We start from the raw sequence: 14,514 nt of genomic DNA, 5'->3' as shown, positions 1-14,514 counted from the left end.
CGGCTCCCTCGGCGTCACCCGGCGAACGCGCCGCACACCGCCCCGTACTCCCTTGTCCACCACACCGCGAGCGCCGAGGCGGCCGGGAACTGCGGGTCCGCGCGGGTGTCGCCGCGCTCGTAGTGCCAGCGCAGCATCCAGAAGTCGTTCAGGCGCTCCCACCACACGCGGTGCACGGCCGCCGCGAGCTCCGAGGGGGTGGCGCCGGCCGCCAGCCGGTACGCGCGCGCGTACGCCCTGACCTTCGGCAGGTCCAGGGTGCCGGCGGGCCGGACGAAGAAGATCGCGGCGGCGCGCACCGCCTCCTCCGCGCGGGGCTGCACTCCGAGCCGGTCCCAGTCGACGATCGCGGCGGGGGCGTCCCCCTGGTAGAGCAGGTTGAAGGGGTGGAAGTCGCCGTGCACCCAGCCGACGGGCCCGCCGGGCGGCGGACGCCGGTCCGCGTGCCGTTCCAGGAGCGCGCGCCGCTCCAGGAGCCGGTGCCGGGCCAGTTCGTCGAAGGCGTCCGGGGGCCGGTGGCGGCTGACGTGCCCGAGCAGGTCGTCGATCAGCGTGAAGGTGTCGGCGGGATCGGCGCTCTCCACGGGGTGGGGACTCGCGGCGGGGCGGGTGCGGCCCTTGGGCGGCATCACCCGCTCCAGGCACGCGTGCACGGCTCCCAGCAGTGCTCCCAGACGGGTGCACTGCTTGGTGGTGAGCTGCCCGCCGTGCCGGTGCCGGCCGTCGATCCAGGGGTGCAGGGCGTAGGCGTGGCCGCCGACGACGGCGACCGTGCGCCCGTCGCGGCCGGTGAGCGGCGGCGCCACCGGGACGCCGAGGTCGGCCAGGCGCTGGGTGGCCCGGTGCTGACGCGCGATGGCGGTGGGATCGGCGGTGTCCGGATCGAAGTGGTGCTTGAGGAAATAACGGCCGCGGGTCGTGCACAGCCGGTAGCCGCGGTTGAGCAGGCCCTGGTCGACCGGCTCGCAAGTGAGGGCGGAACCGGCGGCGTACTGGCGCAGCAAGGCGCTCAGAGGGGGCGCGTGGGGCACGGGGGGTGGTACACATGGGCGCGGCACGCGCCAGATGCTAGGGCACCGGCGGAGGCCGTGAGCTGGGGCTTGTCACAGACAGTCGTCGATGGTCGCTTTCGGTCACATGAGGTCATGATGCCGCCCCGACCGCGCCCGGCGTGCGCCGGTACGCCTTCGGAGGCGTCCCTTGCCGGCGCCCGGCGGGTCCCGTTTCGCCGTCCCCCGTGCGGGGTCATCCATCAAGAGCAGTTCCGGCCATTCGTCGACCCTTCCCGACTCAGGGGTGGCCGGGATAACGTGCCGGTGTTCCGGCCCCCTGCACGGCTGTGACCAGCGGCTGCCCCGACTGTCCGGCGAGGTACTTGGACGTCCAAGTGGAAATACTTGGAAATCCAAGGAAACGCCCAGGTCAGGGGGGTTTCCCAGAAATGTGGAGCACTGGGTAACGTGACTGCTGCAGGGCGCTCGCCGGGGCACCTGTCACGCCTGTTCCCGGCCGAGTGGCACCCACCCCGTGCCCGGTGGTCCGGAACAGGTGAGCCGCACTGGCTACCGGCAACCCCGGGGCCGGACCGACGGAGGAGCACACGTGACCGTGGAGAGCACTGCCGCGCGCACACCGCGACGCAGCGCCGGAAGCAAGGCCGGCGCGACCGGCAATAAAGCCGCAGGCACCAGGCGGCGTACCGGCGCCAAGAAGAGCGCCGACCCCGAACTCGTGCAGTTGCTGACGCCCGAGGGCAAGCGCGTCAAGAACGCCGAGTACGACAAGTACGTCGCCGGCATCACCGCCGAGGAGCTTCGCGGCCTGTACCGCGACATGGTGCTCACCCGCCGCTTCGACGCCGAGGCCACCGCCCTGCAGCGCCAGGGCGAACTGGGTCTGTGGGCCTCGCTGCTCGGCCAGGAGGCCGCCCAGATCGGCTCCGGCCGCGCCACCCGTGAGGACGACTACGTCTTCCCGACCTACCGTGAACACGGCGTCGCCTGGTGCCGCGGGGTGGATCCGACCAACCTGCTCGGCATGTTCCGGGGTGTGAACAACGGCGGTTGGGACCCCAACGGCAACAACTTCCACCTCTACACGATCGTCATCGGCTCCCAGGCGCTGCACGCCACCGGCTACGCGATGGGCGTCGCCAAGGACGGCGCCGACTCCGCGGTCATCGCCTACTTCGGCGACGGCGCCTCCAGCCAGGGCGACGTGGCGGAGGCCTTCACCTTCTCCGCCGTCTACAACGCCCCCGTGGTGTTCTTCTGCCAGAACAACCAGTGGGCGATCTCCGAGCCGACCGAGAAGCAGACCCGCGTCCCGCTCTACCAGCGCGCGGCGGGCTTCGGCTTCCCCGGCGTCCGCGTCGACGGCAACGACGTACTGGCCTGCCTCGCCGTCACCAAGTGGGCGCTGGAGCGCGCCCGCAGCGGCGAGGGCCCCACCCTGGTCGAGGCGTACACCTACCGCATGGGCGCCCACACCACCTCCGACGACCCCACCCGCTACCGGGGGGACGAGGAGCGCCTGGCCTGGGAGGCGAAGGACCCGATCCTGCGCCTTCGCCGCCACCTGGAGGCCGCAAACCACGCGGACGAGGGATTCTTCGAGGAACTCGAGGCCGAGAGCGAGACGTTGGGCAAACGAGTGCGCGAAGCGGTCCGTGCCATGCCCGACCCGGACCTTTTCGCCATCTTCGAGAACGTGTACGCGGACGGGCACGCGCTCGTCGACGAGGAGCGCGCCCAGTTCGCCGCCTACCAGGCGTCGTTCGCGGACGCAGAGGGGGTCTGATCATGGCTGCTGAGAAGATGGCCCTGGCCAAGGCGATCAACGAGTCGCTGCGCCGCGCCCTGGACAACGACCCCAAGGTCCTCATCATGGGCGAGGACGTCGGCAAGCTCGGCGGCGTGTTCCGGGTGACGGACGGCCTCCAGAAGGACTTCGGCGAGAGCCGCGTCATCGACACCCCGCTCGCCGAGTCCGGCATCGTCGGCACCGCGATCGGCCTCGCCCTGCGCGGCTACCGCCCGGTGGTCGAGATCCAGTTCGACGGCTTCGTGTTCCCGGCGTACGACCAGATCGTCACGCAGCTCGCGAAGATGCACGCCCGCTCGCTGGGCAAGGTCAAGCTCCCGGTCGTCATCCGCATCCCCTACGGCGGCGGCATCGGCGCGGTCGAGCACCACTCGGAGTCCCCCGAGGCGCTGTTCGCGCACGTGGCGGGTCTGAAGATCGTCAGCCCCTCCAACGCGTCGGACGCGTACTGGATGATGCAGCAGGCCATCCAGAGCGACGACCCGGTGATCTACTTCGAGCCCAAGCGGCGCTACTGGGACAAGGCCGAGGTCAACACGGAGGCCATCCCGAACCCGCTGCACAAGGCGCAGGTCGTCCGCGAGGGCACGGACCTGACCCTGGCGGCCTACGGCCCGATGGTGAAGCTCTGCCAGGAGGTCGCCGCCGCGGCCGCCGAGGAGGGCAAGTCCCTGGAGGTCCTGGACCTGCGCTCGGTCTCCCCGATCGACTTCGACGCCATCCAGGCCTCGGTGGAGCGGACCCGCCGCCTCGTCGTCGTCCACGAGGCGCCGGTGTTCTTCGGCTCCGGCGCGGAGATCGCCGCCCGGATCACCGAGCGCTGCTTCTACCACCTGGAGGCCCCCGTGCTGCGGGTCGGCGGCTACCACGCCCCGTACCCGCCGGCCCGCCTGGAGGAGTCCTACCTGCCGGACCTGGACCGCGTGCTCGACGCCGTCGACCGCTCGCTGGCGTACTGAGGGAGAGGTTCGTGACGACGATGACCGATGCGTCCGTGCGTGAGTTCAAGATGCCGGATGTCGGCGAGGGTCTGACCGAGGCGGAGATCCTCAAGTGGTACGTCCAGCCCGGTGACACGGTCACCGACGGCCAGGTGGTCTGCGAGGTCGAGACCGCCAAGGCGGCCGTCGAACTGCCCATCCCCTACGACGGGGTGGTGCGCGAGCTGCACTTCGCCGAGGGCACCACGGTGGACGTGGGCACGTCCATCATCGCGGTGCAGGTGGCGGGCGCGGCCCCGGCCGAGGTCCCGGCGCAGGCCGCTCCGGCGGCCGAGCCGAAGACCGAGCCGGACCCGGACGGGGAGGAGAAGCCGCAGGGCCGCCAGCCGGTGCTGGTGGGCTACGGCGTCTCGGCGTCCTCCACCAAGCGCCGTCCGCGCAAGGGCCCGGAGGCCGCGGCCACCCCGGCGGCGACGGCACCCCGGCCGGAGCTGAACGGCCACGGCACCGTGGCCCCGGCGGCCGTCGCGGTGCCCGCCGGGCCCCGTCCGCTGGCCAAGCCGCCGGTGCGCAAGCTGGCCAAGGACCTGGGCGTGGACCTCGCCACGGTCGTGCCGTCCGGCCCGGACGGCATCATCACGCGCGAGGACGTGCACGCGGCGGTGGCGGCACCGGCCGCACCCAAGGCCCCCGAGCCGCCGGCGGCGGTGGTCCCGGTGGCCGCGGCTCCGGCTCCCGCCGTGAGCTACGACGGGGTGCGCGAGACCCGGATCCCCGTCAAGGGCGTCCGCAAGGCGACGGCGGCGGCGATGGTCGGCTCGGCGTTCACGGCCCCGCACGTCACGGAGTTCGTGACGGTGGACGTGACGCGGACCATGAAGCTGGTCGAGGAACTCAAGCAGGACAAGGAGATGCAGGGGCTGCGGGTCAACCCGCTGCTGCTGATCGCCAAGGCCCTGCTGGTCGCCATCAAGCGCAACCCGGAGATCAACGCGTCCTGGGACGAGGCGGCTCAGGAGATCGTCCAGAAGCACTACGTCAACCTGGGCATCGCGGCGGCGACCCCGCGCGGCCTGATCGTCCCGAACATCAAGGACGCCCACGTCAAGACGCTGCCGCAGCTCGCGGAGGCGCTCGGCGAGCTGGTGTCCACGGCACGCGAGGGCAGGACGTCCCCGGCGGCCATGCAGGGCGGCACGGTGACGATCACCAACGTCGGCGTCTTCGGCGTCGACACCGGCACGCCGATCCTCAACCCCGGCGAGTCCGCGATCCTCGCCGTCGGCGCGATCAAGCTCCAGCCGTGGGTCCACAAGGGCAAGGTCAAGCCCCGCCAGGTCACCACGCTGGCGCTCAGCTTCGACCACCGCCTGGTCGACGGCGAACTCGGCTCCAAGGTCCTGGCCGACGTGGCCGCGATCCTGGAACAGCCGAAGCGGCTGATCACCTGGGCGTAGCAGCCCGTGGCGAAACGGGGCGGCGCACCTCTCACGGAGGTGCGCCGCCCCAGCACATGCGGTGGTCCAGGGGGCTGACGGGCCGGGAGGGCCAGCTCGGCTGGCGGGTGCGCAGCGCGCCGAGCGGGCCGAAGGCCACCTCAGGCCACCTCCAGGCCCCGCCGGAACACACGCGCCCGAACCGAGGGCCCGCCGCTGAGGTCAGCGGCGGGCCCTTCGGCCTGGTGGGCGGGTGTCAGACCTTCTTGGCGAACCCGTAGTTCAGGAGCTTCGTCGCGTCCGTCGCGCGCTGCGCGTACGTGGACGAGGCCAGAACCGTACCGATGACGGTCCTGCCGTTCCTGGTGGCGGCGAAGACGAGGCAGGCGCCGGCCTGGGGACCGGAGCCCGTCTTCACGCCGATCGCGCCGCTGTAGCTGCTGAGCAGAGTGTTCGTGTTCGTCCACTTGCCCATCGTGCGGGTGCTGCCCGTCTTGGTAACGGTCTTGGCGGTGTACGACTTCGTCTTGACGACCGTGCGGAACGTGGAGTTCTTCATCGCGCTGCGCGCCAGCTTCGTCAGGTCACGCGGCGTCGAGTAGTTGCTGCCCTTGCCGATGCCGTCGAACGAGTCGAAGCGCGTGTTCGTCATGCCGAGGCTCTTGGCGGTGCTGTTCATCTTGCCGATGAAGGACTTCACGCGTGCGTCGCGCGTCGAGCCCGAACCGTACTTGTCGGCCAGCGCGTACGCGGCGTCGCAGCCCGAGGGCAGCATCAGGCCGTACAGCAGCTGACGGACGGTCACCTTGTCGCCGACGATCAGGTGGGCCTGGGAGGCGTTGTTCTTGACGACGTAGTCGCTGTAGGCCTTCTGGATGGTGACCTTGGCGTCGAGGTTCAGATTCGGCTGGGCCAGCACGACCTTGGCGGTCATGATCTTCGTGGTGGAGCCGGTGGAGCGCTTGGTGTCCGCGGCCTTGCCGTAGAGGGACTTGCCGGTCGCGTCGTCCATCACGTAGCCGCCCTTGGCCACGATCGACGGCGTGGTGACGGCCTGCGCGGGTGCCGCGGTGAGGGCCCCGGCGGCGAGCACGGCGCTCGTGGTCACGGCGACTGCGGCGGCTCTGCGGATACGGATGCCCTGGATGCCGGTTTTCAAGTGAGGTACCCCGATTATGTTGTATTCCTCGGTGGTGCGGCAGAGTTGAGAGCCCACAAAGTGGGGCCGCACCTGTCTGACTCACGGGTGGGGCGGATGGTTGCGCGGTTTACGGGGCGGATTCGGCCATCGGGCCCGTATGGTCCGCATGCTGGATGGGACGGGCCTTGGGTACGTGTTGTATCTATGCTGTGGGCATGAGCCTGGCCGTGAAACAGCCCCCCGCCGCCGATCGCGTGTACACGCACGTCAAGCAAGCTGTTCTGGACCGCAGTTACGAGGGCGGCACCCTGCTGACCGAGGGCGAGCTGGCCGAGGCCGTCGGGGTCTCGCGCACGCCCGTGCGCGAGGCGCTGCTGCGGCTGGAGGTCGAGGGGCTCATCAAGCTCTACCCGAAGAAGGGGGCCCTCGTCCTGCCGGTCTCCGCGCAGGAGATCGCCGACGTGGTCGAGACCCGGCAGCTGGTCGAGGAGTACGCGGCCCGGAAGGCCGTACCCGCGCCGCCGGGGCTCATCGAGCGGCTCGAGGAACTGCTCCAGAAGCAGAAGAAGCAGGCCGCCGCAGGTGACTTCGCAGCGGCCGCCGTCACCGACCGCTGCTTCCACGCCGAGATCGTCCGCAGCGGCGGCAACGAGATCCTGTCCCGGCTCTACGACCAGTTGCGCGACCGGCAGCTGCGCATGGGCGTCGCCGTCATGCACTCCCACCCCGACCGGCTCGCCAAGACGCTCGCCGAGCACGAGCAGATCCTGGACGCGCTGCGCTCGGGGGACGCGGAGGCGGCCGTCGACGTCGTGCACCGGCACGTCAACTGGTTCTCCCACCTCGCCCGGGGGGAGGTCCGGTGAGCGCCTCGTCCTCGCCTGTCTCCCTGCCCGGTGATCCACCCGGCGGCCGGCGCGCCGTCGCCGTCTGGAGCATCGGCGTCGCCGTCTACTTCGTCGCCGTCATCTTCCGCACCTCCCTGGGCGTCGCCGGTCTCGACGCCGCCGACCGCTTCCACGTGGGCGCCTCGGCGCTGTCGACGTTCTCGATCCTCCAGCTCCTCGTCTACGCCGGTATGCAGATACCCGTCGGTCTGCTGGTCGACCGGCTCGGGACCAAGAAGGTGCTGGCGATCGGCGCCGTGCTCTTCACGGCCGGTCAGCTCGGCTTCGCGTTCTCCCCGTCGTACGGCACCGCGCTCGCCTCGCGTGCGCTGCTCGGCTGCGGGGACGCCATGACGTTCATCAGCGTGCTGCGGCTGGGCACCCGGTGGTTCCCCGTCCGGCGCGGGCCGCTGGTCGCCCAGATGGCCGGGCTGGCCGGAATGGCCGGCAACCTGGTGTCCACGCTGGTGCTGGCCCGGCTGCTGCACGGCGTGGGCTGGACGGCGGCCTTCGCGGGCAGCGCGCTGGCCGGGGCGGTGGTGCTGGTGCTGCTGGTGCTGTTCCTCAAGGACCACCCGGAGGGCCACGAACCGGAGCCGCTGCCCCACCTGGGCGCCGCGTACGTACGCCGGCAGATCGCCGCGTCCTGGCGGGAGCCCGGGACGCGGCTGGGGCTGTGGGTGCACTTCACCACGCAGTTCCCGGCGATGGTGTTCCTGCTGCTGTGGGGGCTGCCGTTCCTGGTCGAGGCCCAGGGCCTGTCGCGGGCGGACGCGGGCGAACTGCTCACGCTCGTCGTGGTGTCCAACATGGCCGTCGGGCTCGTGTACGGGCAGATCGTCGCCCGGCACCACGCGGCGCGGCTGCCGCTCGCGCTCGGCACGGTGGCGGCGACCTCGGGCATCTGGGCGGTGACGCTGGCGTATCCGGGCGGCCGGGCGCCGATGTGGCTGCTGGTCGTGCTGTGCCTGGTGCTCGGCGCGTGCGGTCCGGCCTCGATGATCGGGTTCGACTTCGCGCGGCCGGCGAATCCGGCGGAGCGTCAGGGGACGGCGTCGGGCATCACCAACATGGGCGGCTTCGTGGCCTCGATGACGACGTTGTTCGCGATCGGCGTGCTGCTGGACGCGACCGGGGACGACTACCGGATCGCCTTCTCGGCGGTGTTCGTGCTCCAGGCGCTGGGCGTGAGTCAGATCCTGCGGCTGCGGAAGCGGGCGGCCCGGCGGGAGCGGGAGCGGCTGGTCGCCAGCCGGGTGGAGACGGTGCACGTGCCGGCGTGACGGTGCCCTGCGCCGTCGCGAGGCGGGGCCGGGTCCGGTGCGCTCGCCGCGGCCGGCAGGCGCCTCCCCCCGGCTCCTGGAGCAGGGGGGATCCGGCTCGTCCCCGGGGAGGCACGTCTGTCCGCGGCCACGACCCTAGGCCGTCACCACGAAGTTCCGCAGGATCGCCGCCGCCAGGTCCAGGTCGCCCTCCGTCTTCACACGGTCCGCGACCGCTTCCGGGGTGACCCGGCCGCAGGCCAGGCGGACGTAGGTCTCCCAGTCGAGCGCGAGGGTCGCCGCCGGGCCGAGGGCCGGGGCCGTCTCCAGGGTGCCGCGGCCCTGGATGTCGACGCGGATCGTGCGCAGGAACTCCACCGGGCCGTGCACGTCGAAGACGATCGCCGAGCTGCGCGGGGCGTCCGCCTTGACCGCGACCACGTCCGGGAGGGCGGCCAGCAGGTAGTCCCGGGCGATGTGGGCGCCGGGCGAGTCGAGGTCGCTGGGGCGGCCGAGGGCCGCGCGCAGGTCCTGCTCGTGCACCCAGATGTCGAAGGCGCGGTAGCGCATGGCCTCTTCGAGGGTGATCTCCGCGCCGAGCGGTCCGCGCATCTTGGTGCCGGGGTCGCGGGACTCGTTCCGCAGCTGGCGGTTGCGGCGGATGATCGTGTACTCCAGCTCGGAGGTCATCTCAGGCGACGTGTGGTGGCGGCGGACGTCGACCTGCATCTCCATGTAGCGCTGGTGCTCGTTGGTGACGTGGAACAGGTCGCGCGGGAGCGCGTGGATGGGCCGCGGGTCGCCCAGCATCTCGCAGTCCATGCCGATGATGTGCGAGACGACGTCGCGGACCGACCAGCCCGGGCACGGGGTGCGCCGGTTCCAATCGGCCTCCACCAGGGGCTGCATCAGCTCCGATATCGCCTCGACGGAGTGGGTCCAGGCATCGGCGTAGGGCTGGAGGGTGGGATGCAGACTCACGGAACGGGACCCCTCGGCGGTCGGTACACGGGCGGATGTGATGGCATTGCCAGTGGGAGGTGGCTGCGGTCGGCGGGTGTCTTGGAACGCTAAGTTACGCTGCTGTGAGGCAGCCCGGCAGTGCTTTCGTGTGACGATCGTAGGCCTGTCCGGACGACTCGAGTGCCAGGACGGTGGTAGTGTGCGCGCCTCGCTGATCCAGATTGCCGTGAACGAGGGTGAATCGGTCGATTCACGGCGTGGGCGGGTGGCCGCGCTGGTGGGCGAGCAGGCCGGTGCCGACCTCGTGGTGCTGCCGGAGCTGTGGACCACGGGGGCCTTCGCCTTCGAGGAGTTCGAACGCGAGGCCGAACCGCTGGAGGGTCCCACCTACGAGGCGATGGCCAAGGCGGCGAGCGACGCGGGCGTGTGGCTGCACGCCGGCTCGATCCCCGAACGCGCCGCGTCCGACGGCGACTCGGCCGCGGGCTCCCTCTACAACACCTCCCTGGTCTTCTCCCCCTCCGGCGAGCTGGCCGCCGTCTACCGCAAGATCCACCGCTTCGGCTTCGACAAGGGCGAGGCCGTGCTGATGAGCGCGGGGCGGGAACTGGTGACGGTCCCTCTGCCGGACACCGTCCTGGGCCTGGCGACCTGTTACGACCTCCGTTTCCCCGAACTCTTCCGCGGGCTCGTCGACGCCGGGGCGCAGACCCTGGTGGTCCCGGCGGGCTGGCCGGAGCGGCGGCGTGCGCACTGGACGCTGTTGGCCCGGGCGCGGGCGGTGGAGGACCAGGCGTTCGTGCTCGCCTGTGGAACGGCCGGGACGCACGCGGGAGTTCCGCAGGCGGGTCACTCGATCGTGGTGGACCCCTGGGGCGAGGTGCTGGCGGAGGCCGGCCCCGGCGAGGAGGTCCTCACGGTCGAATTCGACCCGGCGAGGGTGCCGGCCACCCGGGACCAGTTCCCGGCCCTGAAGGACCGGGTCCTGGGCCTGGAGCCGCCGCGCCGTCAGGACGGCTCCTAGCGCCCACGGCTCCTTCCTCGGCGCCTACCGCTCCTCGCGTTCCTTCTCCGCCAGGTGGATCACGCACACCGCCACCGCGATCACCAGCGCGGGGTCGGCGTCCTCGCGTACGACGTCGACGCCGTAGGTCTCCACGACGCTCAGCCAGCGCCGGGAGATCACCGCGAGCAGTTCGCCGTCGTACTCGACGGCGAACTCCCGGTCGAGGATCTTGCCGCTGACGTCGAGCTCGGTGCCGTCCACCATGGACACCCGGTAGTGGTTGCGCAGCAGCGACAGCCGCTTGCGCCTGATCTTCGCCAGGGCCTCCCCGTCCCGCTCGATCACCATCGTGTCCCGCAGGGCGAGCATCTTCTGGTGGATGTTGATCAGGACCCGGCCGTGGGCGTCCTTCAGCTCGAAGGTGTCCCGCAGCCGCATCGCCTTGCCGTCGACGAGGAAGACCTTGCGGCCGTGCTCGTCCTCGATCCAGTAGTCGTCACCGATGCCGAAAATCCGGTCGCGTACGAGGAATCTCATGTCCTCACCGCTTCCCCGGCTCCGCCCTGGCGACGCCGCCGGTGGTCCGACGGGCCCAGTACGGCACCGTGCCGGGCGGGCCGCCGCCGGCGGGTGGCACCCTTGGTCCCATGAACGACACGGCACCCCGACGAGCCCGCGTACGCGCCCCCGAGCTGATCGGCAAGGGCGGCTGGCTCAACACCGGTGGGAAGAACCTCACGCTCGCCGACCTGCGAGGCAAGTGCGTCGTCCTGGATTTCTGGACGTTCTGCTGCGTGAACTGCCTGCACGTCCTGGACGAGCTGCGGGAGCTGGAGGAGAAGCACCGGGACACGGTCGTGGTCGTCGGGGTGCACTCGCCGAAGTTCGTGCACGAGGCGGAGCACCAGGCGGTGGTCGACGCGGTGGAGCGGTACGGCGTGGAGCATCCGGTGCTCGACGACCCGGAGCTCGCCACCTGGAAGCAGTACGCGGTACGGGCCTGGCCGACGCTGGTCGTCATCGACCCGGAGGGCTACGTCGTCGCGCAGCACGCCGGCGAGGGGCACGCGCACGCGATCGAGCGGCTGGTGGAGGAGCTGGAGGCCGAGCACGGAGCGAAGGGCACCCTGCGCCGCGGCGACGGGCCGTACGTGCCGCCGGAGCCGGAGCCCACCACCCTGCGCTTCCCGGGCAAGGCAGTGCTGCTGCCGTCCGGGAACTTCCTGGTCAGCGACACCACCCGGCACCAGCTGGTGGAGCTGGCGGAGGACGGCGAGACCGTGGTGCGGCGGATCGGCCAGGGCGGCCGGGGGATGGCCGACGGCGGCCCGGACCGGGCCCGGTTCCAGGAGCCGCAGGGGCTCGCCCTCCTGCCGGACGGCACCGTCGTGGTCGCCGACACGGTCAACCACGCCCTGCGGCGCTTCGACCCGGAGACGGGCGGGACCACGACGCTGGCCGGCACCGGACACCAGTGGATGCAGGGCGAGGCCACGTCCGGCGCCGCGCTGGACGTGAAGCTGTCCTCGCCCTGGGACGTGGCCTGGTGGAACGGCAAGGTGTGGATCGCCATGGCGGGCGTGCACCAGCTGTGGGCCTACGACCCGGCCGCGGGTACCGTCGCCGTCACCGCCGGGACCACGAACGAGGGGCTCGTCGACGGGCCCGGCGCGGAGGCCTGGTTCGCGCAGCCCTCCGGGCTCGCGGCCACGCCCGACCGGCTGTGGCTCGCCGACTCCGAGACGTCCGCCCTGCGCTGGGTGGATCTCGACGGCGCCGTCCACACGGCGGTCGGCACCGGGCTGTTCGACTTCGGGCACCGGGACGGAGCCGCCGGACAGGCGCTGCTCCAGCACCCGCTGGGCGTGACCGCACTGCCGGACGGCTCGGTCGCCGTCAGCGACACCTACAACCACGCCCTGCGCCGCTACGACCCGGCGACCGGCGAGGTCACGACGCTCGCCACCGACCTGCGTGAGCCCAGCGACGCCGTGCTGGCCGGTGAGGACATCGTGGTCGTGGAGTCGGCCCGGCACCGGCTGACCCGGCTGCGGCTGCCGGAGGAGGCGGTACGGGTCGAGGCCGTCGCCCACCGGACCCGGCGCGCCGCCACGGAGGTCGCCCCCGGCCGCCTCCGTCTGGACGTGATCTTCCAGGCCCCGGCGGGCCAGAAGCTCGACACCCGGTACGGACCGTCGACCCGGCTGCTGGTCTCCTCGACCCCGCCCGAGCTGCTGCTGAAGGGCGAGGGCGCGGACACCGACCTGTGTCGCGAACTGGAGCTGAACCCCGCCGTTTCGGAGGGTGTCCTGCACGTCTCCGCGATGGCGGCCTCGTGCGACGACGACCCCGCGAACGAGTACCCGGCCTGCCATGTCCACCAGCAGGACTGGGGCGTTCCGGTCCGCCTCACCGAGGGCGCGACGGACCGGCTGCCGCTCGTCCTGGCCGGGATGGACGAGACCGCGGCAGGCTGATCGCCGAGTGGCCGCGGGACAGGCCCTAGCGGCGCCGCGGGCGCGGCGCCAGCTTGAACAGGGCCACTCCCGCGGCCACCAGGGTGGTGGCCGCGACCATCATGGCCATGCTGTTCATCCACACGCCGGTGGCGGCCAGCGTGGCGCCTCCGGCGCCGGTGGTGCCGGCGCCGACGACTCGTCCGTACATGCCGTTCTCCTTGCTCTGGTGCGGGTGTGAAGCGGTCGCGCCGCGGGTGTGGCGCGGGGTGGGGGGCGCTCAGGTGGCCACCCACTTCTCCTCGCTGCGGCGCAGCAGGCCCCACAGCGAGCAGAAGTAGACGGCGTGCTGGAAGAGGTCGTAGAGCATCTCCGGGATCATCAGCAGCGCCACCAGCATCGGCAGGGGGCCGGCACGGCGTACGGAGACGACCTTCTCGACGACGAAGATCAGGCCGATCGAGGTCCACACCGGTGACAGGCCCGGCGGGCCGTACAGGGTGATGGACGTGATCATGAAGGTCAGGTAGACGAGGAAGGACAGCGCGCCGAACCCCATGAGGAACTGCTGGAGGAAGTAGCGGGCGGTGACGCGGGTCCAGCCGTAGTCGCGGAGGTTCTCCAGGGCGCCCCGCTGCCAGCGCAGCCGCTGGTGCCACAGCTTGCCCAGGGTCGGCATGACCTCGGTGGTGACCGCGCAGCCCGCCGGGGACATGGCGCGGTAGCCGAGGGTCTTGACCGCCTTCGTCATCTCGTCGTCCTCGGTGAGGGAGGCGAGACTGTAGTAGCCGTTGCCGCCGCCGATGACGCCGGCGCGGCGGGCCGCCCGCACCTCGCGCAGCACCCGGGCCCGGAACATGGTGCCGGTGCCGGTGAGCACCTGGGCCTTGCCCCCGGTGCGCTCCAGCTCCCAGGCGTAGCGGTGGAACTCCATGCGCTGGAGCAGACCGAGCAGGCCGCCGCCCTCCTCGCCGTAGAAGACTCCGCCGACGGCGCCGACCTTGCGGTTGAAGGTGGCCAGGGCGGTCTCGGCGAACCACGGGTTGAGCACGGTGTCGGCGTCCTGCACCAGCAGCAGGTCCCGGTCGTCGAGGTGGGGCAGCATCCAGGCGATGGCCTGGTTGAGGGCGCCCGCCTTCTTGTGCGTGTTGCCCTGGGTGTGGAAGACCTGCGCGCCGTGCGCGACGGCGATCCGGGCGGTGTCGTCGGTGCAGTTGTCGGCGACGACCACGATCAGGTCCGGCCGCCGGCTCTGCCGCCACAGACCCTCGATCGCGGCGGCGACGCGGTCCTGCTCGTTGTGGGCGGGGATCAGGACCGCGAGCCGGGGTCTGCCGGCCGGCTCCTCCTCTGCGGCGTGCGCGCGGCGGGCGGCGTGCCGGCCCGTGGGCCGGGGCCCCGCTGTCGGCGCAGCGCCCAGGGGGCCGCCGGGTGCGGCGAAGTCGAGCACGGCAGAGTCCCCCGTCGTGATGGCTGCTTGATGCCCGGTTTCTCCCCTACGGGCTCAAGGGCGCCAAGTCTTCACGATATTCACACAACACGACAAGGGGGTGCGCGTAACGGAATGCTCAATCTTGTCGGCGACTGTCCGTCATGTTC

The 14,514-nt window shown here is 71.6% G+C and carries 13 protein-coding genes; 7 read left to right on the top strand and 6 right to left on the bottom strand.

Features of this window, described 5'->3' with window-relative positions; all coding sequences use genetic code 11:
- Positions 1–14: 14 nt before the first annotated feature.
- Positions 15–1,031: a phosphotransferase gene (locus ACWC91_RS18550; RefSeq protein ID WP_281156261.1), complete on the bottom strand. Its 1,017-nt coding sequence runs from the start codon at positions 1,029–1,031 to the stop codon at positions 15–17.
- Between the two features lie 571 nt (positions 1,032–1,602).
- Here ACWC91_RS18550 and pdhA point away from each other — a divergent pair.
- The 3 genes from pdhA to ACWC91_RS18535 are packed head-to-tail and all read left to right on the top strand — an operon-like array spanning position 1,603 to position 5,221.
- Positions 1,603–2,799, top strand: coding sequence for a pyruvate dehydrogenase (acetyl-transferring) E1 component subunit alpha (gene pdhA / locus ACWC91_RS18545; protein ID WP_225076490.1), 1,197 nt, complete (start codon positions 1,603–1,605; stop codon positions 2,797–2,799).
- A gap of 2 nt (positions 2,800–2,801) precedes the next feature.
- Entirely contained in the window at positions 2,802–3,782 is a 981-nt protein-coding gene (locus tag ACWC91_RS18540) for an alpha-ketoacid dehydrogenase subunit beta (protein WP_225076491.1), read from the top strand.
- Positions 3,783–3,802: 20 nt separating this feature from the next.
- Positions 3,803–5,221 (top strand): dihydrolipoamide acetyltransferase family protein, encoded by a 1,419-nt coding sequence (locus ACWC91_RS18535; RefSeq protein WP_225076558.1) that lies wholly within the window; start codon positions 3,803–3,805, stop codon positions 5,219–5,221.
- 235 nt (positions 5,222–5,456) lie between these two features.
- Here ACWC91_RS18535 and ACWC91_RS18530 read toward each other — a convergent pair whose 3' ends face one another.
- The gene (locus ACWC91_RS18530) at positions 5,457–6,359 is read right to left on the bottom strand and encodes a D-alanyl-D-alanine carboxypeptidase family protein (protein WP_225076492.1); all 903 of its coding nucleotides are present in this window, start codon (positions 6,357–6,359) and stop codon (positions 5,457–5,459) included.
- A 197-nt stretch (positions 6,360–6,556) separates the two neighbouring features.
- Between ACWC91_RS18530 and ACWC91_RS18525 the strand changes: the two genes are divergently transcribed.
- Positions 6,557–7,207: a GntR family transcriptional regulator gene (locus ACWC91_RS18525; RefSeq protein ID WP_225076493.1), complete on the top strand. Its 651-nt coding sequence runs from the start codon at positions 6,557–6,559 to the stop codon at positions 7,205–7,207.
- Positions 7,204–8,511, top strand: a complete 1,308-nt coding sequence (locus ACWC91_RS18520) for an MFS transporter (RefSeq protein ID WP_450643389.1) — start codon at positions 7,204–7,206, stop codon at positions 8,509–8,511. The genes ACWC91_RS18525 and ACWC91_RS18520 overlap by 4 nt, the downstream gene beginning before the upstream one ends.
- 135 nt (positions 8,512–8,646) lie before the next feature.
- On the opposite strand, the gene ACWC91_RS18515 is transcribed toward ACWC91_RS18520, so the two are convergent.
- Positions 8,647–9,471 (bottom strand): maleylpyruvate isomerase family mycothiol-dependent enzyme, encoded by an 825-nt coding sequence (locus tag ACWC91_RS18515; RefSeq protein WP_225076495.1) that lies wholly within the window; start codon positions 9,469–9,471, stop codon positions 8,647–8,649.
- A 181-nt stretch (positions 9,472–9,652) separates the two neighbouring features.
- Between ACWC91_RS18515 and ACWC91_RS18510 the strand changes: the two genes are divergently transcribed.
- Positions 9,653–10,477 (top strand): carbon-nitrogen family hydrolase, encoded by an 825-nt coding sequence (locus ACWC91_RS18510; protein ID WP_225076496.1) that lies wholly within the window; start codon positions 9,653–9,655, stop codon positions 10,475–10,477.
- Between the two features lie 24 nt (positions 10,478–10,501).
- Here the strand turns inward: ACWC91_RS18510 and ACWC91_RS18505 are convergent, their stop codons facing one another.
- On the bottom strand, positions 10,502–10,996 hold the full coding sequence (locus tag ACWC91_RS18505; protein WP_141359801.1) for an LURP-one-related/scramblase family protein: 495 nt from the start codon (positions 10,994–10,996) through the stop codon (positions 10,502–10,504).
- 110 nt (positions 10,997–11,106) lie between these two features.
- Here ACWC91_RS18505 and ACWC91_RS18500 point away from each other — a divergent pair, with 110 nt between their 5' ends.
- Positions 11,107–12,936 (top strand): NHL domain-containing thioredoxin family protein, encoded by a 1,830-nt coding sequence (locus ACWC91_RS18500; RefSeq protein WP_225076497.1) that lies wholly within the window; start codon positions 11,107–11,109, stop codon positions 12,934–12,936.
- Positions 12,937–12,961: 25 nt separating this feature from the next.
- On the opposite strand, the gene ACWC91_RS18495 is transcribed toward ACWC91_RS18500, so the two are convergent.
- Together ACWC91_RS18495 and ACWC91_RS18490 are read right to left on the bottom strand one after the other, a co-directional pair.
- Positions 12,962–13,126, bottom strand: coding sequence for a hypothetical protein (locus ACWC91_RS18495; protein WP_172632907.1), 165 nt, complete (start codon positions 13,124–13,126; stop codon positions 12,962–12,964).
- Between the two features lie 69 nt (positions 13,127–13,195).
- Complete coding sequence (locus tag ACWC91_RS18490; RefSeq protein WP_141366434.1) at positions 13,196–14,230, bottom strand: glycosyltransferase family 2 protein; 1,035 nt, start codon at positions 14,228–14,230, stop codon at positions 13,196–13,198.
- Between the last annotated feature and the right edge of the window lie 284 nt (positions 14,231–14,514).

The sequence above is a fragment of the Streptomyces sp. NPDC001204 genome, assembly GCF_053598035.1.
The sequence above is the reverse complement of the archived record's forward strand: the minus strand, read 5'-3'. Positions and strand labels throughout refer to the sequence as shown.